Origin of the sequence: Ochrobactrum sp. SFR4, assembly GCF_019730395.1 — a bacterium.
GTDB lineage: Bacteria > Pseudomonadota > Alphaproteobacteria > Rhizobiales > Rhizobiaceae > Pseudochrobactrum.
The window spans coordinates 1-239 of record NZ_JAAPBB010001313.1; the positions used below are offsets into that span (position 1 = coordinate 1).

Consider the following 239-nt stretch of genomic DNA (forward strand, 5'->3'; position numbering starts at 1 on the left):
CATTGCCGACCAGTGTGAACTGCAAACCGTTACCCGCACCGCGAATACCCAGACTGTTTGACTGCAAGGTAAAGGCACGCACACCGGTAATCGGACGCAAACGCTGATTGATGTCGTTGACGATATCCTGCTGCTTGCGCTCACGCTCACTCCATGGCGCCAGTGTCAGCACCATAAAACCATTATTGGAAGCACCGCCGGAACCGGCAATCGCATAGGAATTGATGATCTCGCCATTG

Annotated in this window: 1 protein-coding gene; it reads right to left on the reverse strand. The window is 53.6% G+C overall.

Annotated elements, in window-relative coordinates:
* On the reverse strand, positions 1-239 hold a 239-nt coding region (locus HBA93_RS23275; RefSeq protein ID WP_221724800.1), incomplete at both ends, for a hypothetical protein.